Origin of the sequence: Flavobacterium ginsenosidimutans, assembly GCF_037478105.1 — a bacterium.
Lineage (GTDB): Bacteria > Bacteroidota > Bacteroidia > Flavobacteriales > Flavobacteriaceae > Flavobacterium > Flavobacterium ginsenosidimutans.
In genome coordinates, this window is record NZ_CP147988.1 from 3,308,024 (window position 1) to 3,332,630 (window position 24,607).

25 protein-coding genes are annotated in these 24,607 nt (G+C 35.1%); 15 read left to right on the forward strand and 10 right to left on the reverse strand.

From position 1 onward, the window contains the following. Positions 1–5: 5 nt before the first annotated feature. From V6624_RS14470 to V6624_RS14490, 5 genes are all read left to right on the forward strand, one after another. A complete protein-coding gene (locus V6624_RS14470) occupies positions 6–3,197 on the forward strand; it encodes a fibronectin type III domain-containing protein (protein ID WP_338839051.1) in 3,192 nt (1,063 codons plus the stop codon). A 7-nt stretch (positions 3,198–3,204) separates the two neighbouring features. Further along, positions 3,205–3,699 carry a hypothetical protein gene (locus V6624_RS14475; RefSeq protein WP_111290548.1) on the forward strand — a complete coding sequence of 165 codons (495 nt, stop codon included), beginning with the start codon at positions 3,205–3,207 and terminating at the stop codon, positions 3,697–3,699. A gap of 217 nt (positions 3,700–3,916) precedes the next feature. Continuing rightward, positions 3,917–4,153, forward strand: coding sequence for a hypothetical protein (locus V6624_RS14480; RefSeq protein ID WP_111290550.1), 237 nt, complete (start codon positions 3,917–3,919; stop codon positions 4,151–4,153). Positions 4,154–4,300: 147 nt separating this feature from the next. Further along, positions 4,301–4,546, forward strand: a complete 246-nt coding sequence (locus tag V6624_RS14485) for a hypothetical protein (RefSeq protein ID WP_111290552.1) — start codon at positions 4,301–4,303, stop codon at positions 4,544–4,546. A gap of 179 nt (positions 4,547–4,725) precedes the next feature. Beyond that, positions 4,726–4,974, forward strand: coding sequence for a hypothetical protein (locus V6624_RS14490; RefSeq protein ID WP_338839055.1), 249 nt, complete (start codon positions 4,726–4,728; stop codon positions 4,972–4,974). Between the two features lie 87 nt (positions 4,975–5,061). Here the strand turns inward: V6624_RS14490 and V6624_RS14495 are convergent, their stop codons facing one another. Continuing rightward, positions 5,062–5,295 (reverse strand): hypothetical protein, encoded by a 234-nt coding sequence (locus tag V6624_RS14495; RefSeq protein ID WP_111290556.1) that lies wholly within the window; start codon positions 5,293–5,295, stop codon positions 5,062–5,064. 301 nt (positions 5,296–5,596) lie between these two features. On the opposite strand from V6624_RS14495, the gene V6624_RS14500 reads away from it, so the two are divergent. After that, positions 5,597–6,565, forward strand: a complete 969-nt coding sequence (locus V6624_RS14500; protein WP_111290558.1) for a hydrogen peroxide-inducible genes activator — start codon at positions 5,597–5,599, stop codon at positions 6,563–6,565. 236 nt (positions 6,566–6,801) lie between these two features. Here V6624_RS14500 and V6624_RS14505 read toward each other — a convergent pair whose 3' ends face one another. Then, the gene (locus tag V6624_RS14505; RefSeq protein ID WP_338839056.1) at positions 6,802–7,563 is read right to left on the reverse strand and encodes an alpha/beta hydrolase; all 762 of its coding nucleotides are present in this window, start codon (positions 7,561–7,563) and stop codon (positions 6,802–6,804) included. A gap of 232 nt (positions 7,564–7,795) precedes the next feature. Beyond that, a complete protein-coding gene (locus V6624_RS14510; protein ID WP_338839057.1) occupies positions 7,796–8,212 on the reverse strand; it encodes an OsmC family protein in 417 nt (138 codons plus the stop codon). Positions 8,213–8,729: 517 nt separating this feature from the next. On the opposite strand from V6624_RS14510, the gene V6624_RS14515 reads away from it, so the two are divergent. The 7 genes from V6624_RS14515 (at position 8,730) to V6624_RS14545 (ending at position 16,951) form a co-directional block, all read left to right on the forward strand. Then, complete coding sequence (locus V6624_RS14515; protein ID WP_338839058.1) at positions 8,730–11,261, forward strand: hypothetical protein; 2,532 nt, start codon at positions 8,730–8,732, stop codon at positions 11,259–11,261. Positions 11,262–11,822: 561 nt separating this feature from the next. Beyond that, positions 11,823–12,233: a cupin domain-containing protein gene (locus tag V6624_RS14520; protein ID WP_338839059.1), complete on the forward strand. Its 411-nt coding sequence runs from the start codon at positions 11,823–11,825 to the stop codon at positions 12,231–12,233. 271 nt (positions 12,234–12,504) lie between these two features. Continuing rightward, the gene (locus V6624_RS14525) at positions 12,505–13,491 is read left to right on the forward strand and encodes an alpha/beta hydrolase (RefSeq protein WP_338839061.1); all 987 of its coding nucleotides are present in this window, start codon (positions 12,505–12,507) and stop codon (positions 13,489–13,491) included. Positions 13,492–13,600: 109 nt separating this feature from the next. Beyond that, positions 13,601–14,011: an organic hydroperoxide resistance protein gene (locus V6624_RS14530; protein WP_338839062.1), complete on the forward strand. Its 411-nt coding sequence runs from the start codon at positions 13,601–13,603 to the stop codon at positions 14,009–14,011. A gap of 88 nt (positions 14,012–14,099) precedes the next feature. After that, positions 14,100–14,837 carry a DUF1223 domain-containing protein gene (locus V6624_RS14535; RefSeq protein ID WP_338839063.1) on the forward strand — a complete coding sequence of 246 codons (738 nt, stop codon included), beginning with the start codon at positions 14,100–14,102 and terminating at the stop codon, positions 14,835–14,837. 349 nt (positions 14,838–15,186) lie between these two features. Next, on the forward strand, positions 15,187–16,203 hold the full coding sequence (locus tag V6624_RS14540; RefSeq protein ID WP_338839064.1) for a sensor histidine kinase: 1,017 nt from the start codon (positions 15,187–15,189) through the stop codon (positions 16,201–16,203). Then, positions 16,184–16,951: a LytTR family DNA-binding domain-containing protein gene (locus V6624_RS14545; RefSeq protein WP_338839065.1), complete on the forward strand. Its 768-nt coding sequence runs from the start codon at positions 16,184–16,186 to the stop codon at positions 16,949–16,951. The genes V6624_RS14540 and V6624_RS14545 overlap by 20 nt, the downstream gene beginning before the upstream one ends. Positions 16,952–17,384: 433 nt before the next feature. Here V6624_RS14545 and V6624_RS14550 read toward each other — a convergent pair whose 3' ends face one another. The 7 genes from V6624_RS14550 to V6624_RS14580 all read right to left on the reverse strand — a co-directional run bounded on the left by V6624_RS14550 (position 17,385) and on the right by V6624_RS14580 (position 21,897). Next, entirely contained in the window at positions 17,385–17,783 is a 399-nt protein-coding gene (locus V6624_RS14550) for a DoxX family protein (protein WP_111290573.1), read from the reverse strand. A gap of 458 nt (positions 17,784–18,241) precedes the next feature. Next, the gene (locus V6624_RS14555; RefSeq protein WP_338839067.1) at positions 18,242–19,303 is read right to left on the reverse strand and encodes a nitronate monooxygenase; all 1,062 of its coding nucleotides are present in this window, start codon (positions 19,301–19,303) and stop codon (positions 18,242–18,244) included. 6 nt (positions 19,304–19,309) lie between these two features. Then, positions 19,310–19,684: a nuclear transport factor 2 family protein gene (locus V6624_RS14560; protein WP_111290579.1), complete on the reverse strand. Its 375-nt coding sequence runs from the start codon at positions 19,682–19,684 to the stop codon at positions 19,310–19,312. A gap of 20 nt (positions 19,685–19,704) precedes the next feature. Continuing rightward, positions 19,705–20,442, reverse strand: a complete 738-nt coding sequence (locus V6624_RS14565; RefSeq protein ID WP_111290581.1) for an SDR family NAD(P)-dependent oxidoreductase — start codon at positions 20,440–20,442, stop codon at positions 19,705–19,707. A gap of 20 nt (positions 20,443–20,462) precedes the next feature. Beyond that, the gene (locus V6624_RS14570; protein ID WP_095929127.1) at positions 20,463–20,681 is read right to left on the reverse strand and encodes a tautomerase family protein; all 219 of its coding nucleotides are present in this window, start codon (positions 20,679–20,681) and stop codon (positions 20,463–20,465) included. Positions 20,682–20,693: 12 nt separating this feature from the next. After that, positions 20,694–21,227, reverse strand: a complete 534-nt coding sequence (locus tag V6624_RS14575; protein WP_111290583.1) for a YceI family protein — start codon at positions 21,225–21,227, stop codon at positions 20,694–20,696. 85 nt (positions 21,228–21,312) lie between these two features. After that, complete coding sequence (locus V6624_RS14580) at positions 21,313–21,897, reverse strand: Crp/Fnr family transcriptional regulator (protein ID WP_111290585.1); 585 nt, start codon at positions 21,895–21,897, stop codon at positions 21,313–21,315. Between the two features lie 221 nt (positions 21,898–22,118). Between V6624_RS14580 and V6624_RS14585 the strand changes: the two genes are divergently transcribed. Together V6624_RS14585 and V6624_RS14590 are read left to right on the forward strand one after the other, a co-directional pair. After that, on the forward strand, positions 22,119–22,952 hold the full coding sequence (locus tag V6624_RS14585; RefSeq protein ID WP_111290587.1) for a universal stress protein: 834 nt from the start codon (positions 22,119–22,121) through the stop codon (positions 22,950–22,952). A gap of 591 nt (positions 22,953–23,543) precedes the next feature. Then, complete coding sequence (locus V6624_RS14590) at positions 23,544–24,590, forward strand: beta-ketoacyl-ACP synthase III (protein ID WP_111290589.1); 1,047 nt, start codon at positions 23,544–23,546, stop codon at positions 24,588–24,590. The last annotated feature ends 17 nt before the right edge of the window (positions 24,591–24,607 follow it).

Consider the following 24,607-nt stretch of genomic DNA (forward strand, 5'->3'; position numbering starts at 1 on the left):
AGAGAATGAAAAATAAAATCAAAAGATACATTGCGTTAGTTCTATTTATTACTACAAATTTTTATAGTAATGCACAACTTTATCCTGTTCAATTAACAGCAGTATTCAAAAGTCCATATAGCGTTAAAATCTCAGATTATGCTGGCAGTATGGATACTAAAATGCAGCTGCTGATTAATCCAACCGACATTTCGATAAACAACCGACGGGTTCGTTTGAAACTTTACATACAAGGTAATGGACTTAATATACAAACCAGCGATTATGTACAGGGACAGAAACCGATTTTTATAAACGGCGGAGAACTTCTAACTCTCACCAATACCGATATTTCTGCCTTATTCAGATTAGAAAACCTGCAGGGAATTAACCCTTCACAATATGCAAATGGACTGCCAGAAGGAATGTATAATTTTTGTTTTGAAATGTATGATTACATTACCAATCAAAGAATATCCCAGAAGAGCTGTGCCAGTCTGTATTTAATTTTAAACGATCCTCCACTTTTAAATACACCGCAGAAAAACGAACAGATAGCAGAAAGCGATTTTCCAAATATTATGTTTACCTGGACACCGCGCCAGATAAACGCAACAAATGTTTCCTATAAATTTGAATTAAAACAGCTTTTAGATCCAACACTCGATCCACAGTTTGCGTTTCAAATGTCACCTGTTTTATACGAAGAAACACTTTTTGGAACAGCGCTGCTTTATAATTTAAGCATGCCAGTCCTAACGCCTGAAATGCGCTATGCCTGGCGCGTTCGTGCAGTATCAACAACCGGACTTTCAGAAAATGCAATTTTTAAAAATGACGGCTATAGCGAAATCTATTGGTTTAAATATACCCAAAGGTGCAATGCGCCAACTTTTACGCTATCTGAAATTGTTAGCCCAAGCACCGTAAAAATAACATGGCAGGGAACTCCAGACCATACCAAATATCAGGTTCAGTACAGAAAAAAAGCCATTGCAGAAACCAACAAAAGAGGAAAAACAACTGAAAAAACTTTTGAATGGTTCACTTCTTACAGCCTTAACAATCAGGTTTTATTGACCAATCTGGAGCCAGAAACAGAATATGAGTTTAGAGTAGGTTCCAGCTGTACGACAGAAGCAGATGGAATTCAGAGTTTTACATACTCGAATACCAACACGTTTGCAATACCTAAAAAAGAAAATGCAATTGCAAGCTATAATTGTGGTATAAAGCCTAATCTGAGCATTGCTAATAAAACCCCACTCAACAACCTAATACAAAGCGAAACCTTTACAGCAGGCGATTTTCCGGTTACTGTTTTGGAATTGGGAAAAGAGCATAGCCCTTATACAGGAAAAGGATACATTATTGTGCCATATCTGGCTGACACTAAAATTGCTGTTGAATTTAAAGACATTTTAATTAATACCGACTATCAGCTAATAAGCGGTGTTGTAGAAACGGCATATAATTCAAAATGGGATAATGTTGCTGATGCAAAAGAATTAGCAACAGATTTCAAAGGGTTATTAAATCAGATTACTGGACTATTAGATAAAGCGAATGAGTTAGAAAATCAAAAAATTTCGGGAGCAGTTGAAGAAGAAAAATACAATAAAGACTGGAAAGAAATCTATGAAAATTTAGAAAAAGCAAATGAGCAGTATAAAGCCTTAGTCGAATCTTATAATGTTTCAGATGAACTTAAGAAAAAATTAGCAGATTTAAACCCTGTTTTTGTCGAACTGGCTTCTAATAATTATACCACAGCGGGCGATCAAACCAAAGAAAACTTAACAAAAATAAATGAAAAGTACAATGAACTAGATAAACTGCTCAGCGACGAATGCAATGATGCTTTAAAAAATATAGCCGCCTTTTTAGCCACTGAAAAAGTGAATTATTTGAAGCTGGCAGCAAGCGAAGTTTCAAAAAATACCGGAAAAGATAAAACATACGCCCTTTCAATTTATGATGAAGAAAACGGTAATTTAAGAATAACACATTATAAAGGCTGGAGTATTAGTAATCCTGTACAGAATTTATTCCTGATTGAAACTAAAGACCCAGAATTAAATAAACAGAAAATTACAAAGTTTTGGCTTAGTTATGCTCCTAATAATGTGGATGGAAATGCTGCAGGAGTAGATGTAGTTATATATTTTAAAGACCCTGTGCCAGATCAGGCTGAAGAGTACTGCAAACAAAACGCAAGTATTGCAAAAGGTATTTCTACGCAAGCCCAATTTGCAGACACAATGGAGCAAATGGTATTTTACGGAGCATTAGGACTAGGATCGGTTGAAGCTCTAGGAAGCATAAAAGCAACAGAATGCATTTCAGGATTTACGCTTGATGTTGGTTTTCAAATGGGAATTAATGCTATTGTAAAAAGATTCCTGAATGAAAATTTCACTGTAAAACAGCTAATGAAAGAGGTTTCTATACCTAGTGCTGTGACAAGCTGTGCAACTGCTGCTTTAGTAAATAAATGTGGAACTGCCTGTGCTGGCGCAAGTGGTTTTGCGGTAGGCTTTAGCGATGATGTTTTAAAGCAGATGAAAAGCGGAAAAAGCTTGTCAGATGTAGAAGTAAGCCAAAGCACCTTAAACGGAATAAAGCAGGGAATTTTAAATATTGTAGTTCAAAAAGTAGTTACTTTTGGCATAAGTAAGTTTTCTGCCTGGCGTGGAAAATATACTGCAAAACAGGTTGAAGATGCTTTAGAGGATTTGCAGGCTCATCCTGAGAAGTATGGAGTTGAAGGGAATGTTATAGCGAATACGTTAAAAAAAGTAGCTCTAGGAAGCGACGATTTAAGTCAATTTGCAGTGCAATTTAGAAAAACATTAAGTGAGCCAAACCATAGAGGGAATGTTGCTGTATTTGAATATTTAGATACAAATGGTGTTTTAATAAAAAAAGCTTTTACTACTGAAATAGGAATAGGAACTCATGCTGAACAGATTGCTAAAAATTGGTTTGAGAAAAATGGTATTTCTAATAATAGTGTGAAAAGAATTTATAGTGAACTGGAACCATGTTCGCTTGAGACATCAAACTGTAAAATAATGTTAGAGAAGAATTTCTTTTCTGCGCAAAAATCATTTTCATATGATTATCCAGGGAACAGCACTGCTCCAGCAGAAATTATTGCGAAAAGAAGAGAATCATTAAATCAGAGATTTGAAGCTCTTATAAATTTACTTAAATAATTTACTTATGAATGAGTTTAATGTTGAAACGCATAAAATAAAACTAACTGGAAAAATAAAAAATCAGTTAGATAAAAGTTTAATTTATATTATTGAAAATATTGGATTGCCAAAAAAAATAGTTTATTCTAAAATTAATTTTATAGATCCAATTATTGAAGAATCAATTTTTTGTTTTGGTGAGGCTACTCATCTATCAGATATGAAATTTGGGATTGAACTAAGGACTAATAGAATAATTACATACGGGGGATATAGAGAAAATAGCTTTTATTCTATTATTAATTCAAATTTAGACAAGTTATTATTATGTTCTTTTATTTATGATTTTGTTATTCGTCGTTTAATATTATCGGAATCATTTGGAGCATATTATGAAAATTGTAACTACGAAAAATATGCTAGTTTATTGAAGGAAATGATATTTGATATAGATAAAGAAGCTGCTGAAAAAGGAGCTTGGGCAAGCTTGATAAACGAAATGAGTATAGGGGCAATATAATAAAAGTAAAACCCGATTGCGCGGATTTGCAATCCGTGCCCGTAAAGATTGGTTTGTTCCCTTTGTTAATCTTAAAAGCACATTAAGTAGTATAACTTTTGTTTCAATGATTTGTTTCGTAGTTCACTGTTGCAGGCACGGATTGCAAATCAGCGCTATAGGGTAAGATTAGTGAAATAGTTTTATCTTCTCCTTTTGTAAAAGAAATTAAATAATTATGGAAAGATTTGATTTATGTATTTTAAAACAGAATGTACTAGTTTATGAAGAAGGAACCTATGCTTTCATTCTTGATATGGACGAGGGAGATGATTATCATTTGGAATTATGGAATTTTGAGAAATTAGATGGGGCGGATATTAATTATTTAAATAAGGTATATCTTCGCCTCGCAACTAAAGAAGAAATTGAGGAATATCAAATTAAATTTAAAGAATATTGTAATCGTAGCTAAGGTTATAGTTAAAAAAGAAAGCAATTATTAGTCTTCTACTGAATGTTTTGTTAATGTAGTAAATTTTTGGCTTGAGATAAAAAAAGCTCACCAGAGGGGAATTAATTCTTTCAACCCCATTTGCTGGATTTGCTAAATAGAAATATTATGAAATTATATGATTTGTGTATTGTTGTAGAACACTTAAAGAAGGAATGGAATGGGCAGTTTGCTATTATTATCGAAGATTTTTATCCGGATTATTTTCTAGTTGAGTTATGGACATTTGAGGAGAATAACGAAGTTGAAATGACTTCTCTCTTAACTAATAATTTACGATTAGCTACAAAAGAAGAAATGGAAGAGTATCAAATTAAATTTAAAGAATATTGTCGCAATAAAGGTTATAGTTAAATAAAAAGTAAATATATAAAGGCATTTTAATCTATGTTACTTTTGTTTTAATGATTTGTTTTATGTCTTGCTATTGTGGACACGGATTTCAAATCCGCACTATCGGGTTGATTTTAAAAGAATTAAAATTCAGAAACTTTAAATTCTACTGAAAAAACATTTAATTTATTTGAATAAGTATGGATGAAAGAAATAAATGGTTAAACGCAGTTGAAAAATTTAGAATTGATATCAATACTAGTATAAAATGCCCACATTGTGATAAAGGATATTTAATAACTAAAGATGTCGCTTTTGATGATAATGAAATAGATAAGGGAGGAGAAAGATTTATCGAATGTCCAGCATGTGGTAAATTTGAGGTTGTCTTATATAGGATCCATCCAGAAAACTGGTATTCAAAAAATAATGCAAATGACTTAAGTTAAATATTTAATCCATGTATTCTTTCTGTAACAAACCCTCAATCTTCTTTCAAAGACCAAGGGTTTTAATTTTTTCAAAAAGAATAAACCTTACTCCAAATCCAGATAAGGATCTAAAATTTCGGCTAGTTCATTGAGCCAATAGAAGCTATCTCCAAGTTTGGCAGCATTCAACTGAATGTTTTCTTGATCGTTTAGAACGCCCAAAGCGAGGGTTAGATTTACCTGTCTTATGGCTCTTGCCATATCGAGTGGGTCAATTCTGTTGTTGAAGAAATTCATTAGACCGATTTCGGCTTCTTTTGAAAGGGTTTTGGTACTCATAACTCTGTAATTTAGGAAATATAAAACCCATGTAGCTAAGGTGTCCTACGCTTACAGAAGCGTTACGGTTGTTTCCAATGCCGCCACCATACCACATGGGCAAGAAGTTTTTTAAGTATCATAATTCTGTAATTTAGGAAGCGCAAATATATTAAAAAAGAAGTTGGTTTAATAGTATAAAAAGTAGTATAATTCTTAAATTTTATTTATATGTAACAAACACAAAGTTTTCTTAAAAAACTAAAAATAAAAAAGAGCAACTCAGTACCTTAGCATCTCTGTATCTTAGAAACTAGAAGACATGACCATTCAGCAGTTAAAATATATAGTCGCTTTAGACGAAGAACGGCATTTTGCAAGAGCTGCCGAAGTTTGTATGGTAACGCAGCCCGGACTTACCATTCAGTTAAAAAATCTAGAAGAAGAAATCGGAATTAAGATTTTTGATCGAAATAAAGTGCCGTTGACACCAACTGTTTTAGGAATTGAAATTATTAATAAAGCCAAAAAGATACTTCGTGAAGTAGATGAAATTCGTGATTTTGTGATCAATGAAAAAAATCTGCTGGAAGGAGAGCTGAAACTTGGCATTATTTCCACTTTATCGCCTTATCTGATTCCGCTGTTTATTCAGGCAATGAAAGAAGTGGCGCCAAAAGTACATTTTATTATCAAAGAAGGTTATACGGGACATTTAATGCGCGATTTAGAAACAGGTGTAATAGACGTTGCGATTATGGCTACGCCAACGGGAAACCCGAATTTAATAGAACATGTTGTTTTTAAAGAACCATTTGTTGCCTATTTAAATCAGACGCATCCGATGGCGAATGATGAATTTTACGAAATGCAGCCCGGCGACAAAACCGAATTGTTATTATTGCATCACGAATATTGCTACAACGCACAATTACTAGACATCTGCGGACTAAAAACATCCGATAAAATAAAGGAACAATTTACGTACGATATTAATTCGATAGAAACCTTAAAAAATCTGGTTCGAGCCCATTTAGGATTTGCGATTATTCCTAAACTTTCCACCTTAAACGAATCAGGCGGACTTTTTAAGCCTTTCAAGGAACCTGTTCCCGTAAGAGAAATAAGTCTAGTAGTTTCCGATTCCTTCTCCAAGAAATTATTACTCGAGAAAATGAATGAAGCAATCTGGAACTGCCTTCCCGAATCGCTTAAAAAAGATTTCAATTATAAAAAAATCCGTTGGAACGATTCGCCTTATTTTGTTAAAGCAATAAGTAAGTTGACTTAAATTACAAAATAAAAATTCCAAATTCCAATTACTGTGTAGCTTGGAATTTGGAATTTAGTTATGTTTTTGTCATTTCGACGAAGGAGAAATCACACGCGGGTTTGCGCAATGTTTGTCGCCAATCTTTGTAGAATTTCTAGTGTGATTTGCTTCGCCTGTTCGCTATCGCTCGGGTCTCGTTCCTCGAAATGACAAGCTTATGTATGAATTTATAATTAACCATTAACCATTCACAATTATTTAGATGCTTCAATAATCACATTCGCCACTTTCTCTGGCTGAGAAATAAAAACCACGTGGCTACCTTTAATTTCAGTGATTTTGGTGTTAGAACGTTTGTACATTGCGTACTGAATACTCGGAACAATACTTTTATCTTCAGTTGCTACGATTCCGTAAGAAGGTTTAGTTCTCCAAGCGGCTTTAGTTATCGGTGTTAAAAAACCTTGCGCATGAAAAGCACCTTGCGAAGCATACATAAAATCGGCTTGTTCTTTGCTCAAATCTCCTGCAAAACCAGCGTGGAATTTAGCTTTGTCATAATACGCAATTCCTTTTTCATCTGGAGGCAACACACCATTTTCAGGAGCTGGAGGAGCAGTTTGCAACCATTGAACAGAATTTTCGCCATTATCAGGCTGTAAAGCCGCTACGTAAACCAAAGCCGCAACTTTAGGGTGATTTCCAGCTTCTGTAATTACTGTTCCTCCCCAAGAATGTCCAACCAAAATAGTTGGTCCGTCTTGTTTGTCTAAAGCTAAATTTGTGGCTTTAACGTCATCTTCCAAAGAACTCAACGGATTCTGAACGATGGTTACATTATAACCTTTTTTAGTCAAAACTTTGTATAAACCTTGCCATCCAGAGCCATCTGCAAATGCACCGTGAACTAATACGACATTTTTAATTTTAGGATTAGTTTGTGCGTTTACGTTTGCTGTTGCCAGACTAAAAATTAGTATTGCGAATGCTAAAAAGCTTTTAAATATTGTTTTCATTTTTATAAAATTTTAGATTGTTGATTATTTGTTGAAATTCCGTTTTCCCACAGTTTTGTCATTCCGAGGAACGAGGAATCTCCGCGAAGAACTCTACAAAGATTGGTGATATTCTTTGTGGAATTTCTGGCGTGTCCTTCGACTTCGCTCAGGAAGACAAAGCTTTGCGCAAAGCTTTGGAATTTGGACCCGAGCGATAGCGAACTGGCGAAGCAATTTCAAATATTGGTATTTAATTAAGTGTTACTTGTAAAGTAATTTCAGTATTCAGCAATTTAGAAATTGGACAAATTTCTTTTGCTTTTTGAGCGGTTTGCTGAAACTCTTCTGTAGAAATTCCAGGTACTTTTCCAGTCAATTCTAACTGAATTAAAGTAATAGTTCCGTCTTCAAAAGTTACTTTCGCTGTTGTATCTAAATCTTCTGGAACGAAACCAGCTTCAGATAATAAAAAGCTTAACTGCATAGTAAAACACCCAGAATGTGCCGCTGCGATTAATTCTTCAGGATTGGTTCCAACACCTTGTTCAAAACGAGTTTTAAATGATAATTGCGCATTGTCTAAAGTGGTGCTTTGTGTACTGATGGTTCCTTTTCCTTCCATTCCTGTACCTTTCCAGTTTGCGTTTGCTCTTCTTGTAAATTTCATGATTTCTATTTTTTAAGTTATTTTTTAAGATGTTCAAATCATTTCTTTGATTTTGATGAGACAAAGGTATAGGGAAGGTGTTTATTAATCAAATTAATAATTTTTTATAGTTATAAAAATAATTTATAATAATTGATTAGATGGAGGTTAGAACAAAAAAGACTTTAAATAATAATTTTCGAAAACGGTCTTTTGAAAATGAGTGCCCTAGCCCCGATAGTAGCGGCATCCTTTTTCTTGCTTCTTTAGCAAGGAAAAGATATAGCGGATAGCGGGAAACAGCTCCTAATCAATATCAATGCTTCATTTTAGCCTAACTTATAGGAGCAGATTAAAAATTTTGGTTTGAGAAAAGAAAGAGCATTTAGACACTTATTTGGTTTCAAATTATAATGTGAAACAAAGTAAGCGGCCGATTTGTAGTTTTATTTATGTGGCGAATTTAATTTTATACGAATCATTTTTATACGATGATCGAGAAAATAAGTTTTCAATGAATAATCTAACTTTTAAATTTATGAGAAATGCTTTTCTAATAATTGGAGTTTGTTTGAGTTCAATTTTGTTCTCCTGCAAAAAAGATAAAGATACTGAGCAGTCAAGTTCTGAAACTGGAAAGTCTGAAACTGCCGACTCTACATTAATTGCAGATCGTGGCTGGCCTCGCGAAGCCGAAAATAACGGGACAAAACTGGTTTATTATCAGCCTCAGGTAGACGACTGGAAAGATTTTAAGGAACTTACAGCGAGAGTAGCTTTTTCGCTGACTCCAAAAGACGGAAAGCAGGTTTTGGGTGTGGCTTCTTTGAAAGCAGAAACTTTGGTAGACAAAGACAACCGAAGCGCTTTTATTAAAAATCTTCAGGTAACCGATATCCGGTTTCCAGCTCTGGACGAAAAGAAAGTTCCTGAAATGGAAAAGCTTTTTAAAGAAACGTTGCCTCAGAGCGGAGATCCTATTTCGGTAGATCGTATTTTGGCAGATTTAAGTCATACCAAAAGTCCGCCAAAGGGAATTGCGGCTAAAAACGATCCTCCAGCCATTTTTTACAGTACGAATCCGTCGATTTTGCTTATTGTGCAAGGCGAACCGGTTTTGGTGCCTGTAGAAAAATCGGATATTCAATATGTGGTAAATACCAATTGGGATTTGTTTTTTGATAAAACCACAAAAGATTATTATCTATTGGTAGAGAATATCTGGCTGACTTCGAAAAATGTCGCGGGCAAATGGACAAAAACAACCCAATTGCCTGCGGGTTTGAGCAATCTGCCTTCGGGACAGAATTTTGATGATGTTAAGAAAATGATTCCGCCGCCTTCTTCTGGAGCAGCTCCTGAAGTTTTCTACAGTAATAAACCTGCAGAATTGATTGCGATAAACGGAAGTCCGAAATTCGTTAAAATTCCAGGAACTAAATTGTTATACATTGACAATACCGAGAATGATGTTTTTGCCGATGAAAACAAGGGTCAGTATTATGTATTATTGTCTGGAAGATGGTTTAAGTCTAAAGAACTAACTGGACCGTGGAGTTATGCCAGTAATAGTCTTCCAGCTGATTTTGCTAAGATTCCGAAAGATTCTCCGCGTGCCAATGTATTGTCATCTGTGCCTGGAACGCAGGAAGCGAATGATGCCGTAATGTTATCGCAAGTTCTAACAACGGCTATTTTAAAGAAATCGGATGCTGAGGCAAAAGTAAAAGTATCGTATGATGGAGGAACGCCTCAGTTTAAACCTATTGACGGAACGAAAATGCAATATGCAAGCAATACGCAAGAAAAGATTATAAAAGTGGGCGATTTGTATTATTTGTGTTTTCAAGCAGTTTGGTTTATGTCGACTAGTCCGAACGGACCTTGGAAAACATGTGATTCTGTTCCGAAAGAAATTTATACTATTCCGCCAAGTTCGCCAGTATATAATGTTACGTATGTAACGCAAACCACAACTGATACAACGGTTGAAAGCAGTTCTACTGCGGGTTATTTAGGTGCTTTTATAATTGGTGCTACGTTTGGCGCTATCTTGACTTATGGCACAGGATGGTATTATCCGCCTTATGTATATTACGGTGGACTGTATCCAATTTATCGTCCGTGGCCTTATGCGTATGGAGGAGGAGCAGTTTACAATCCGTGGACGGGAGGTTATGCCGCAGGAAGACGCGTTTACGGGCCTTATGGTGCAGCTGGAACTTCGGCTTGGTATAATCCTGCAACGGGAAGATACGGTCGTTCTGCAAGCGTACAAGGATGGTATGGCGGACGTACGGCTGCAAGTACATATAATCCGTGGACGGGAAATTATGCGAGAACGAATCAAGGGCATAATGCGTATGCGCAATGGGGACATTCGGCTGCTACAAATGGAAATCAGTGGGCACAGACAGGACATATTACAACCCGACGCGGAACTGCGATTGGTTATGAAACTTCAGGCGGAAATAAAGGTGTAATTACCCACAGAAGAGGTGGAGGAACAACAATTCATACCAATAATAATGTTTACGCAGGCCACGACGGACATGTTTATAAAAGAGACGCCAACGGAAACTGGAGTCATTATAATAATGGAAACGGTGGCTGGACACAAGCAGGAACTTTGGGTTCGTCTAAAAAAGCTGGTGAAGGAATTCAGAATAGAGCGAATCAAGGACTTGGGGCAAATGGAGCAGGAGGAAGGATTCAGCGCGACAGACCTAATGAAGGTCTTGGAGCAAATGGCGCAGGCGAAAGAATTCAGCGCGATAATTTGCCAAAAGCTAATCAGAACCTAGGAGGCGAAACTCGAATAGGAGACGGAATTCAGAGAGATAATTTCCCTAAGGCAAATCAAACACTCGGACAGCCAAATAAACCACTTGGAGAAGCTGGACGTCCAGATATTACAAATGATCTTGATCGTTCGGCTATTTCAAGAGACCGTGGTGAAATGCAAACCCGAAATTTCCAAAACATCCAAAGAAGCGGAGGCGGATTTAATGGAGGCGGCCTCGGCGGTGGCGGTTTCAGAGGCGGAGGAGGTTTTAGAGGAAGAAGATAAAAAGTAAAGGTTAATTAATTCAAAGAAATCAGGATGGTGGTAAAATACTAATCCTGATTTTTTTTGTGCTCGTTTTTTTTGCCACAAAGGCGCTAGGGCGCTAAGTTTTCTTTTTAAAGTTTTGCGAATTCTTATTTTAATCGAAAAGGTTTATTTCACGCAGATTTTAAATAATTTAAGCAGATAAAGGCAAATTATTTTCTAAAATCTTAAAAATTAAATCTGCTAAAATCTGCTGGATCTGCATGAAACAAAAATCCTTTTAATCCTTTTAATCTGTGGCAAAAAATAAAGGCAAAACTTTGCCCCCGAAGTCTCGGGATCGCGTCTTTGCGAGATTAAAAAAAACTTTGCTTCCAATAGCTATCGGGATTGCGTAAATCCTTGCGTCTTTTGCGGTTAAACCTCAAACATTTTACCTCTCACATATCACAACTCACACACTGTCCATTTCACCCTGAAGTTTGTCCATTCCACCTATTTTCTGATTTCGTATGAAGGGTTATCGAAATACTTTTGACGAAGAAATTAACGAAAAACAAATAATTTAAATCAGAAGTTATGGAAACGAAAAAACAAAAAACATGGGTTATCATCGCAATTATTGTTTTAGGAATTATTGCCTTTTTAGTTCCAAATCAGATTGCGGCGCAGGGAGTAAAACGCATCGATTTACAAAAACATGATCTAAGTACTCCAGGAAAAGAAATGGTTCAGGCACGAATCGATTTTGACGGACATTCTGCTTTTGTGAAACATTCTCATCCAGGTGAAGAAGTGATTTATGTGGTTGAAGGTTCGCTTGAATATCAAATAGAAGATGAAAAGCCAGTGACTTTAAAGGCGGGTGAAGTACTTTTTATTCCAGCAGGCGTAGTGCATTCGGCTAAAAATAATACAAATGCGAAAGCATCAGAACTGGCGACTTATATTGTGGAAAAAGGAAAACCGATACTTGTAATGAAAAAATAGTTTCAAGTTTAAGGTTCTTGCCGCGAAGGCTCAAAGACGCAAAGATTTTTTTTACCACAAAGTCTACAAAGATTTTTATTATAAATACCTTAATAATAATTATTCTTTAAAAAAACTTAGTGCCTTCGTGTCTTTGTGGCAAAATCTCTCCCTGTCCACTTCAACCGTAACCTTGTCCACTTCACCTTTTTTTGCCTTTTAAAACAAACAACGTCAAGATACCTTTGACAAAGAAATTAACTGATAATCAACTAATCAAAAAATAAAAATTATGAAAACACTATCAAATATTCTAATCGCTATTCTTTTTATGAATGCAACTTTCACTCAAGCACAGACTTCAAAACAAAAAACAATTGAAGTAAACAGTTCACTTGGAACTTTAAAACAAATCAATGCCGGATTATTAAACGTAGGTTATACTGAAGCAGGTCCGTCAAACGGAACTCCAGTAATATTACTTCACGGTTGGCCTTATGATATTCACAGTTACAACGAAGTCGTTCCGATTTTGGTTGCAAAAGGATACCACGTTTTCACACCTTATTTACGTGGATTCGGAACAACGACTTTTCTTTCGAAAGATACTTTCAGAAACGGTCAGCAAGCAGCTTTAGCAAGTGATATTATCGCTTTTATGGATGCACTAAAAATTGACAAAGCCGTAATTGGCGGTTTCGATTGGGGCGCTAGAACAGCAGTTGTAGTATCTGCACTTTGGCCAGAACGTGTAAAAGGTTTGGTTTCAGTAAGTGGTTACTTGGTGGTGAATCTAGAAGCAAACTTAAAACCGCTTCCTCCAACAGCCGAATTAGGATGGTGGTACCAATATTATTTCGCAACCGAAAGAGGAAAACAAGGTTACACACAAAACACTTACGATTTCAATAAACTAATCTGGAAAATCGCTTCTCCGCTATGGAATTTCGATAAAGCAACTTACGATCAAACAGCTCAATCTTTTGATAATCCAGATCATGTAGCGATTGTGATTCACAATTACAGATGGAGACAATCTCTGGAAGCAGGTGAAGCTAAATACGATTCTTTAGAGAAACGTTTGGCGACAAAACCAGAAATTAAAGTTCCAACCATTACAATAGGAAGTGATTTTGACGGCGCTTTTGCGGATGGAAAAGTTTACGCAAACAAATTCACAGGAAAATACGAACACAGAGTTTTAAAAGGAATCGGACATAACGTTCCGCAAGAAGATCCAAAGGCGTTTGCACAAGCGATAATTGACGTATCTAAATAATGGTGAATGGTTAATTATTCTCTCGCATTTCACTTTTACATTCCACAAAACAGCAACATTAAGCATATAAAAATTTACAATTAACAATTCACAATTTACAATTAATAACATGGAAACAAAAGTTTTATACACAGGAAAAACACACACAACAGGCGGTAGAGAAGGAGCTTCTCAAAGTTCAGATGAACAATTGAATATCAAATTAAGTGCACCAGGATCTTCGCGTCCGGGAACAAATCCAGAGCAGTTATTTGCTGCGGGATGGTCGGCTTGTTTTATTGGAGCTTTAGGAATTGCGGCTTCTAAACTTGGAGTTAGACTTCCAGCCGAAACTGCTGTAGACGCCGAAGTAGATTTGTGCGTAACAGAAGGCGAATATTCTCTTCAGGCAAGATTAAATATCAGCCTTCCAGGAATTGACACTTCAACAGCAGAAGCTTTGGCAACGCAAGCGCATCAGACTTGTCCGTATTCTAAAGCGACAAGAGGGAATATAAACGTTGAGATTAATATTCTTTAATGGTTTTAAGTTATGAGTTGATGCGATAACTCAGCTCTCAACAAACCTGACAGGATTTTAAAACCTGTCAGGTTTAATAAATTTAATTATGAAAAAGATAAAAATTTTAAGTGGATTTATAATGCTGTTTCTTTTAATTGGAAATAGCGTTTTTAGTCAGAAATCAGATAAAAAAGGTTTTGCGCTATTGGAATTATATACTTCAGAAGGCTGTTCGAGTTGTCCGCCAGCGGATGAATTGCTGGGGAAAATTCAGAATGAATACCGTGATAAAAACGTTTATGTATTGGCTTATCATGTAGATTATTGGGATAAACAAGGCTGGAAAGACATTTTCAGTAATGCTGATTTTACAAAAAGACAATACGATTACGCTCAATTTATGGGAAAAGAACCAATCTATACGCCTCAAGTAATCATTAACGGAAAAACAGATTATATCGGTTCTCAGGAAACGAGTTTACGAAACGGAATTAAATCGGCACTTTTAAAGCCAGTTTCGGCGAGTTTAAGTTTAGAGGCAAGCCAAAATGCTAATTTGCTTTCTGTAAATTATAATGTTGAAGGCACTTCAAAAAATAGCCGTTTATTGCTTGCAGTTGTTCAGAAAGAAGCCAAAAGTAATGTAAAAAGAGGCGAGAATGCGCATCGGGTTCTATCGCATTATCAAATTGTTCGTAATCTGGAATCTGTAGATTTAAACAAAGCCAAAAAAGGAACAGCAGCGATTCATCTTCCTAAAAATTATAGTGCACAGGATTTCGAAATTATTGGATTTGTTCAAGATATGAATTCAGGTGCTATTTTGGGAGTTAAGAAGGCTTAGATTTTTTTGTTTCACGCAGATTTAAAGTGATTTTAGCAGATAATTTCAGTTTGTTTTTAATCTCGCAAAGTCACAGAGACGCAAAGTTTTTTATTCTCATTTTTTGTCATTTCGAGGAACGAGAAATCTCACTAGAAATTCCGCACAGATTTTCGCCAATCTTTGTCGAATCTTGAGTGAGATTTGCTTCGCCTGTTCGCTATCGCTCGAGTCTCGTTCCTCGAAATGACAAAACGTGTAAGGAAACTGTAATAAAAAAAATCTGTATAGATCTGCTAAAATCACTTTAAATCTGCGTGAAATCTTTTTCAAATAAACTTATCTTTGATCATAACAAACCAATTACAATATGGAAAAAACAAAACGTTTTCAGGTTTCGCTCAAAGTCATTTGGGGGAGTTCGGTTGCATTGGCAGTTATGGCTTCAATACCTAAATTATTTGATGCCGATTCTACACCTGGTGATCTTATTATAAACTCCTCAATTACACTGCTTTTTTCCCTTTTTATATGGTATTACAACATTTACAGTTTACCAAAATTCTCTGCTAATCATGCCAATAAAAGCCTCTTTAACTGGAAACTTTTACTGAGTGTTATTCTAGGGATTGTCTTAATGGTGATTTTAGTAATCGCACATCAAGAACTGTTTCAAGTTTCAAAAATGGATGCGCCAATCATGTTCGAACTACGCGGAGTTTTGATCAACTTGATTGTGTATATGTTTCTGCATCTACTTTTTCAAAATTATCAGACACAGCAAATGGGAGTCGAGTTAGAACGCACAAAAGCCGTAAATCTAGGTGCTCAATACGAATTATTGAAACAGCAGGTAAATCCGCATTTTTTGTTTAATAGTTTGAATACGCTAAAATCGATGGTCGATATCCAAGATCCGCAGAGTTCGGATTTCATCTTGAAATTATCCGATTTTTACCGTTTTACTTTAGAAAGCCGAAAAATGGATTTGATTCCGCTTAGCGAAGAGCTTCAGATTTTAGATTCGTACGTATATCTGCTGAAAGCGCGTTTTGAAGACGGATTTGTTTTAGAAAACGAAATTGATCCAAAGCAGTACGATTCGGCAATTCCGCCTTTTACTTTGCAATTATTAATCGAAAACTGCATCAAACACAATGTTGTTTCTTTAGATAAACCTCTCAAAATAAAGCTTTATACAGAAAATGAGTTTTTAGTAGTTGAAAATAAAATTCAGCTTAAAAGAGGCGCCGTGTCTACAGGTGTTGGTTTAGATAATATCAATCAGCGTTTTATGCACCTGATTCACAAAGAAATCGAAATTGATAAAGACGAAACTACCTTTAAAGTAAAAATACCCCTAAATTATGACTATCATAATAATTGAAGATGAAGTAAAAACGGCTAAAGCACTTGGCCAATTAATTCTGAGCATCAGACCCGATGTTCAGATTTTGTCTTATATACAAAGCATTGACGGCGCAGTAGATTATCTTTTGGAAAATGATCAACCAGATCTTATTTTTATGGATATTCAGCTGGCAGACGGCCAATGTTTTGAGATTTTTAAGAATGTTGAGGTTTTGTCGCCTGTAATTTTCTGTACCGCTTTTGATGATTATGCCATCGAAGCATTCAAATCAAACGGAATTGATTATGTTCTAAAACCTTTTTCAAGAGATAGCATTTCGCAAGCTTTGAAGAAAGCAGGAGAACTGAAAAATTTCTTTCAGAGAAATAAAAAAGCAATGCCCGATTTTGATTATTTGCTTACGCGAAATGGCGAAAACAAAGGCAAAAGCAGTTTTTTGGTTTTTAAAAACAATAAATATCAGACTGTTTTAACCGAGAATATTGCTTTTTTCTTCATCAAAAACGAAACGCCGACAATTATGACTTTAGACAAAAACGAATACCCGTTAACGCAGTCTTTAGATGAAATTCATAAGCTTTTATCGCCAATTCAGTTCTTTAGAATCAATAGACAATATTTGGTTAATTTTTCGGCAATTCGCGAAGCAGAACATTATTTTTCGCGTAAAATAATCGTGAAATTAAGTGTTCCAACAGAAGAAAAAATATTAGTGGGAAAAGAAAAAGCCACCGCATTTTTGAGCTGGTTAGAAAACCGATAAAACCAATTAATTTATCGTTTTTTAGATAAACTAATTGGCTTGATTTTATAATCCTGGAAACATAAAACAGCTTATAAAAAACAAAGCTGAAAGTATAAAACAGAGAATTAGAATAATCTTTTTCATTGGAAATAATTAAATTAAAAATTAGTAAGAGGTAGACTATTACAAAAGATAGCATCTTTCTGTAAGCTTCGGAGAAGCGAAATGTTTATAGACAAAAGTATACGGTTACAATATAAAGCTCCAGAGGAGTGACATATTTTTTAAACTATAATATATGTCGCTCCGCTGGAGCTTTTTTCGTGTGTCTAATTGAAATTCTATAAATATTTTACCCCGCTGGGGTTTCTATTTATAAAATGTTTTTAATATTCAGTCAAACACAAAAGAACTTTCCTTTTGAGAAAGCCTCTTGTTTTTACTATCTCTATTAAAAGTTTTCGATAGACGCACTATAAGTAGCCGTATATAATTTTCTGTACATTGCATAAGTTACGCTTACCATTACAAAGGCAATAATAGCATCAGTTGCTGCGCCAAAACCTAAAACAGCTATTTTTGAAAAGAAGGCGAAAATGATATCGAAAAAGACTCCTGCGAAAACCCATTCTTTCAATCGTAATAATTTGTTTGGAATTAAAAGTGTAATGACTCCAGCCACTTTAAAAACGCCAAGGATATAAATAAAATGCGCTGGATAACCTAATTGTTGTGTAATTCCCCAAACCAATGGATTGTTTGTTAATTCGAAGAAACCGCTTGCGCCAAACCATAAAGAAGTTAATACTGCGCCTGTCCAATAGATAATTTTTGTTGTTTTTGAGTTCATGATTTTGATATTTAAAGTTATTTAACGGTACAAATGTGCGTTGAAAGCCTTAAAAATGAAATCGGAATTATGTTGAAACGGACAAACTTTAGGGTGAAATGGACAGGGAGTGACTTGGTGTTTTTTACCGCAAAGTGCGCTAAGGTTTTTTCTCTAGATTGCGTTTTAAGTTCGCAAAGTTGTGCAAATATTGTGGTTTTTAATCTCGCAAAGTCGCAGAGTTGCGGAGTTTTATTTCACGCAGATTTGAAATGATTAAAGCAGATCTGTGCAGATTTTTTAAAAATAAAAATTAAATCTGCAAAATCTGCGTGAAACAAAATCCTTTTAATCCTAATAATCAATGGCTTTAAAAATAAAATCCTTTGCGACTTTGCGAGATTATAAAAGACAACGCTTTGCGAACTTAAAAACACAATCTAAAGCAAAAAAAACTTAGCGAACTTTGCGTTAAAAAACTACACCGACATTTCAGCAATTAAATACTGCATCAATTCGCTTGCTTTATGGTATTTTAAATTGCTTGTATTTTGCCCTGACCAAAAACTAATCATGTCGGTTCTTCCTTGGGCGAGTGCGGCTACTTTTAAAGGTGTGATTAATTTGGTTTGAAGAGGAAAAGGAAGTACTTCAGTTTCAAAAGGAATAGCATCGGAGATTTTATTGCTAATCATTCGGCCCATTCTTCCTGTAAGCGATTTTGAAACCGTAGTTGGAATATTCGGATTAGTAAAAAGCATTTCTTTATGAACAGGCGTCGCACCCGATTCATCTGTGACCATAAAAGCAGTTCCTAATTGTACAGCATCGGCACCTAAAGCCATTGCGGCTTTTATTCCTTTTGCATCTATGATTCCGCCTGCGGCAATGATTGGTGTTTTAGTTTTTGCTTTTAATTGCTGTACAAGACTGAATAATCCTGTAAAAGAATCTTGTGCCGGTTTTAAGAAAGAAGGTCTGTGTCCGCCTGCTTCAAATCCTGCAGCGATAATTGCATCTACTTCTGCATCTTCTAGAGCAAGCGCTTCTTCTAAAGTCGTTGCCGCGCCAATGGTTTTTATGCCTAGTTTTTGGCTTTCTTTCAGTATTTCTTTTGACGGAATTCCAAAAATAAAGCTAAAAACAGGGGGTTTCAGTTCGAATACAACTTCTACTTGTTTTTCAAATTTAGAAGGAATATCAGAAGATAAATCAGGAAGCGGAATCCCTAATTCATCAAAATACGGTTTAAAATTCTGTTTTATCTTTTCCAGTTTTTCTGGAGGGTAATTTAGAAGTTCTTTGTCAACATCATTAACCCACAAATTGATATTGTAAGGTTTAGAAGTAACAAGCTTGATTTCTTTTCCAACTTCATGTATTTCTTCTGGTGTAAGTGTATAGGCGCCATAACTGCCTAATCCGCCAGCATTGCTTACAGAAGCCAATAGAGCGGTAGTTGAAAAAACACCGCCCATCGGACCTTGTAAAATTGGATACTCAATACCTAGTAATTGTGTTATTTTGGTTGAATTCCACATTGAATTTTAATTTACTTTAGTTGCTAATTTGTTACTGATAACCCATTTGCCATCAACAACGATAAGGCTTAAAAGGTCATAATAATTATACTCGAATATCGGAACTTGAACTTTCGCGACAGCGGTATTATTGATGATTTCTAAAGATAGAATTTTCATTTTGAATTCTTCTCCCAATTCCTGTGGACTTTTACGGTTTTTTACTCCTTCTAGATATTGATTTACGGTTTTAAAATGAGTTTCCCCATTAATATCAAAACCAACAATTGCCTCTTGATGAAAAACACTTCGCAATAAAGGAACATCGCCTGTATAAATTCCGTTAAAATAATTCATAAGCACAGCTGTAATTAGAGCTGCATTTGTGCCAAAATTTTCCATGATTTTAATTTTTGAAGTTATCAGATGCTGTGTCCAGCAACGTGACCGCCATCTAAATTAATGATTTCGCCAGTTACAAAATTGCTTTCGGCTAAATAAAGAGCCAATTGCGCCACATCATGGGTTTCTCCAATGCGTTTCAATAAATGTAATCCAGCCAAACTATCAGCATTGTCTACGCCAGTTTTAGCTTGAAGCGGACTTCTAATAATCCCTGGAGCAATCGCATTTACTCTAATATTGTTTTTTCCGAATTCTGCAGCAAGTTGTCTTGTAAAGGCATGAACGCCGCCTTTGCTAGAAATAGGCGCAGTTGCAGGAAATCCATCGATGGCATGATCTACCAAAACGGTTCCGATATTAATAATTGATCCTTCACCTTGTTGCAGCATTTGTTTTACGGCCGCTTGGCTTGTAAAATAAGTTCCTTTTAAATTAATGTTTAAAAAACGATCTAAGTCTTGTTCTTCAACATCTAAGAAAGATTGTGGCTGAAATATCCCTGCATTGTTTACCAATACATCAACACTTCCGAAACGTTCTAAAGCAGTTTCAACTAATTCTTTTCCGGTTGCAATACGGCTTACATCACCTTGTACCATTGCCAGCTGATTCGCATGTCCTAATTCTTTAAAAGTAGTTTTAAGATTCTGCAAATTGGCAGAATTGATCACTACATTGTAGCCTTTTTCTAAAAATAATTGAGCTATTGATTTACCGATACCTGTTGAGGCACCGGTTACTATAATTGTTTTCATTTTTTCCTGATTTTAAGTGATTATTTCTTTTGAGCCGTAATGCCTCTTTCGCGCAAGACAGAAACCTGTTCGCCTGCAAATCCCCAATCGTCTAATTCTATTTCTTGAATCACGATGTGTGTAAGGCTCGGATCTTTGTCCAAAACATCTGTTATTAATTGGGTAATGCCAGAAATGAGCTGCTGTTTTTGTTCTCTTGTAACACCTTCACGAGTTACTTCAATTTTTACATATGGCATGATTTCTAAGTATTAAGCAAGTTTTGCTGTTAGATTAACATCCAATTCAAATTCGTTGTAAATCAAAGTATCTCCAAGATTGGTGAAGAAATTTCCAGAACGGAATTTCATATCATATTTGGTACGGTCAATGATGATTTTACCAGAAGCTTTCAAATCGTTTTCATTTTTTTTCACTTCCAAATTGAAACCAATTGGATGTGTAATGGCTTTAATAGTAAGATTGCCTTCGATAAAATAAGCTGAAGAAGATTGTTTAGAAACAGCCGTAATGTCTAAAGATGCAGTTTTGAATTTGTCTGTAGAAAAGAAATCGTCAGAAGCCAAATGTCCTGCAAACTGCTGATTTGTTGCAGAGTCGGTAACATCAAGAATTAAGATAGAAGTAGTGTCTATAACGACATTTCCGCCAGTAAGTTCATCATTAGAAAAAGTAAAATTACCATTCTCGATATTAATTGTTCCATTGTGTTGTCCAGTAACTTTTTTTCCTATCCAGTTTACTTGACTTTCAGTATTCGAAATTTTAAAATTTTTAGTTTCCATTATTCTGTATTTTAAATTGTTATTAATTTATAGTACAAAGTAATGGCGGTATTCCAAATAGATTACGTGATGTAGATCACATTCGTCAATGTGGTTTAGAAGCGTTGTACAATCGGCTTAAAGTTTCTCTGGATACACCAAGATAAGCGGCAATTAAATGTTTAGGTACGGTGTTGTATAAGGCAGGATAGAGCGAAAGCAATTCTTCGTATCTCGTTTTGGTGTCATTATTCATAAAAGAAAGCAATCTTTTCTGAGAAGCCACGTAACCGCGATTGGTTCTCCATCTAAAAAAATGTTCTATTTCATGTATTTCGCTACAGATTTTCTCTCGATCCTGATTTGAAAGAGAAAGAATTTCAACATCCGACACACAATCTACATTAATAGTAGCTTTAGTTTTGTTGTAAAGCGCCGCATAATCAGAAGCCCACCAAGTTGGCATAGCAAACTGTAGGATGTACATTTTTACGTCATCATTGACATAAAAGGACTTTAAACAACCTGAAATTACAAAATACTCTTTGTCAACGTCCTGACTTTCACTAATAATAGTTTGCCCTTTCTTAAAAGTTTCTGTTTTAAAATGCGAAAAGAAATAATCAAACTGTTCGTCTGTTAAGGTGACAATTTTAGAAACATGGTCTTTTAATAAAGATTTGGCATCCATCGCTGAAGTTTTAATAAAAGTAAAAGTAATAAATATTAAAACGGTCAGAGCTTATTATTTTTTATCGTTTTTAAAGTAAGAAACAAAAAAGGAAAGTCTGTTTTTTCAGGAATGAAATTTTACGGTTGAGCTTCAAAAAATGATAGTTGGGTTACTAAATTTCATGCAGAAGTAAATAATTAGGCAATTTTACTAGAAAATATCACGCCTAATTTTATTTTATGATTTCACCTCTTACTATAATCGCCGCTACTAATTTTTCTACGATTGCCAATAATGCTGTTACTTATGCAGCTGGACTTGCAAAAGCAACTGGCGCAAAGCTTGTTTTATTTAATTCATTTTCTCTGAGTGTTCACAGCGCCAATTCGCATATAACGGCCGATGCGATGCAGAAGCAAATTGATAGAGCAATTTCAAGATTAGAAAATCTGGCTAAAGAAACAGCCGATGTGTTTAAAATTGAAGTTGATTCAATTTGTACTTATTCCTTTTTAGAAGACGAACTTCCACGAATAATTGAGCAGACTAATGCAGATGCTGTTGTTATGGGAATGGCAGAACGTTCTTTTGAACAAGAATTACTTGGAAATTCAACTACAACAGCGATCAAGAATCTTCATATTCCAGTTTTAGCAGTTCCTGAAAATGCACGTTTTCAAAGTATAAAAAAAGTGCTTTATGCTTGTGACAGTTTAAGTTTTTCGGCTATTAAAAAGTTCAGCTGGATTAAAAGTACTTTAGGAGATTTTGGTGCAGAAATCGAATTTTTTAGCGTAGATGAAAAGTTGGATGATTTGAAAGAAGAACAACACAGAATTTTGATGAATTCGAATATCGAAAAAGAATTTGAAGACGTAAAATATTTATATAAAACCGTAAGATCAAACGCTGTAATCAACGAAATTAGAAAAGAAATTAAAAATTATGAGGCCGATTTGTTGATTATGGTGCCTCAAAAATACGGTTTTTGGGATTCTTTGGTTCACAGAAGCAAAACTAGAATTTTGGCAGCGGGGCTTGATATCCCATTATTGTCGTTTCCAAATTATTAAAGATTAATTTGATTTAAAAATAATGATATAAAAATTAAGAGGTTTTTTTGAAGAAATTTTATCAAAATAAATTTTAACAGATTTTTTTTGATTTTAGGGATTTTATAATTTTTAGCGCTTGTTGCCGAATTTCAAAATTATATTTTAACATTTCAGGCAGTTTTGTTAATTATTCTTAATTACCTGCTTGTTTCAGATATTTTTAAATTAATTTTGTAGCACTCTAAAAACTTAATGCAGATAGGTTTTTTATCAGTTTGGCAATAGCTAAAATTGGAAATGATCTACAAACTGAAACAGCATTGTATGATTTTAAAAATAAGATAAATTAAAGATTTTATACCAAGCACTACCGAGAGAATACTTGGTGTAGATTTTTAATTTATTTTAATTGGATTTTGTAGAATGTTTTTAGTTTGTTCGGTTTTTTTAAAACACTAATTTCTCAAAACAGCTGTAGTCAACAGATTTAATCGGCTTTTAAGGATGCTGTTTGGCTTCCTGTGTCAGTTCTAAATGAGCTGAAAAGAAGAGAAAAAGTAGTAAGCATTGGGTTCTAAGAGTACAAAGCTTAAAACAAAAACAAAAACAATGGGCGCAGTAATTACAGCAATAGGTGGTTTCGTACCATCATCAATCCTTACCAATAAAAAGATTTCAGAAACAGTTGATACATCGGAGGAATGGATCATCAAAAGAACTGGAATTAGAGAACGTAGAATCGCAGATGACGATACGGCAACATCTGATCTTGCTGCAGCAGCGATTGAAAATCTTATCGAAAATTATAATGTAGATCGTAGTGAAATTGAAGCTTTGCTTGTAGCAACAGCAACTCCAGATCACATTTTAGCTCCAACAGCAAGTATCGTTTGCGATAAAAGCGGACTTACAAATGCTTTTGGAATTGATATGAATGCAGCTTGCAGCGGATTTTTGTATGCGCTGGAAATGGGTGCAAACATGATCGAAAGTGGACGCTACAAGAAATTAATCATCGTTGGAGCAGATAAAATGAGCTCGATCGTAGATTATGAAGATCGTAATACTTGTATTCTTTTTGGAGATGGAGCAGGAGCGGTTTTGTTAGAAAAAACAGAATCTGATGCAGGTTTAATGAAAACGATTCTTAAAACAGACGGAAGCGGTGTTTCTTCTTTGGCTGTACCGGCTGGAGGTTCTAGAAATCCAACTTCAATGCAAAGTCTTTTACACAGAACACATTATTTAAAACAAGACGGAGCTTTTGTATTTAAAAGAGCCGTTGCTGCAATGAGCCAGGTTTCGCAAGATGCTTTGGCAAAAAATGAATTAGAAGCAGACCAAATTGACTGGGTGGTTCCACACCAAGCTAATTTGAGAATTATTACTGCTGTAGGCGAAAGCTTAGGAATTGATTTTGAAAAAGTAAAAGTTAATATCGATCGTTACGGGAATACAACTTCTGCAACAGTTCCATTATGTTTATGGGATTTTGCGGCTGATTTTAAAGAAGGTCAAAATGTATTGATTACTACTTTTGGAGCAGGATTTTCTTGGGGTGCAACGTGCTTAAAATGGGGCGTAATGCGCGAGAAGAAAACCTTTCGATCGGTAAAAGCAGATAATGTAGAAGAGAATATTTTAGTGGAACACTAAAATATCGATTTTAATAG